We start from the raw sequence: 1,004 nt of genomic DNA, 5'->3' as shown, positions 1-1,004 counted from the left end.
CCCGCGAACGAACGGTTCGACTGCTGGCGGGAGCTGGTCGGGCGGACCCGGGACAGCGAGATGACCAGTGCGCACGCCGACGACTTCGAGGCGGAGATGCGGCGCCTGGAGCTGGGGCCGGTGACCCTCCTCAGATCCTCCTTCCCGCCCGCGCGGTTCCGACGGACCGCCAAGATGGTGCGGCGGTCGGACCCGGGGGTGTACCACCTGACGCTGGTGCTCGACGGCGGCCTGTCCCTGACGCGCGACGACCGCGTACCGACGACCACCTTCAATCCGGGCGAGCTGTACGTGCTCGACAGCTCACAGCCGTACGACGTACGGGGCCTCGGCGTCCGCGCCGCCGGCCGCGCGGAACCGCGGATCGAGGCCGTGGGCCTGGACTTCCCCGTGTCCCTGCTGCCGCTGCCGCCCCGCCGCCTGCGCGAGCTGATGGGCCGGGCGTTCTCCGGGCAGGAGGGCACCTGCGCGCTGCTCGCGCAGTTCCTCGTCGGCCTGGACCGACAGGCCACGGCCCTCGGGCCGGTCGAGGCACCCCTGCTGGGGACGATCGTGGTCGACCTGATGGCCGCCTGGCTGGCCCGGGAACTCGACGCCGAGGCGGCGGTCCCGGACGACGCCCGGCAACGGGCCCTGGTGGAGAGCGTGCGGACGTTCATCCGGCGCAACCTGCACGACCCCGAACTCTCCCCGTCCGTGATCGCCACCGCGCACCACATCTCCGTCAGCTACCTGCACCGCCTCTTCACCCAGCAGTCGCAGGGCGACACGGTCGCCGCCTGGACCCGTGGCCAGCGGCTGGAGAAGGCCCGTCGCGACCTCGCGGACCCGGCGCTGCGGGCCGTGCCGGTCCACGCCCTGGCCGCCCGCTGGGGCATCCCCCGTGCCTCCGACTTCACCCGCTCCTTCCGGGCCGCCTACGGGATCCCGCCCAGCGAGCACCGCCGCCGGGCCCTGGCCGGCCGCACGGGCGAGTAGCCGCGGCGGCGGGCACCCGGTCCCTA

1 protein-coding gene is annotated in these 1,004 nt (G+C 74.6%); it reads left to right on the top strand.

Annotated elements, in window-relative coordinates:
• The coding region (locus ACGF12_RS38750) for a helix-turn-helix domain-containing protein (RefSeq protein ID WP_393041419.1) at positions 1-978 on the top strand (978 nt) is incomplete at its 5' end.
• Positions 979-1,004: the final 26 nt, after the last annotated feature.

This window comes from Kitasatospora sp. NPDC048296 (assembly GCF_043201815.1).
GTDB lineage: Bacteria > Actinomycetota > Actinomycetes > Streptomycetales > Streptomycetaceae > Kitasatospora.
The sequence above is the reverse complement of the archived record's forward strand: the minus strand, read 5'-3'. Positions and strand labels throughout refer to the sequence as shown.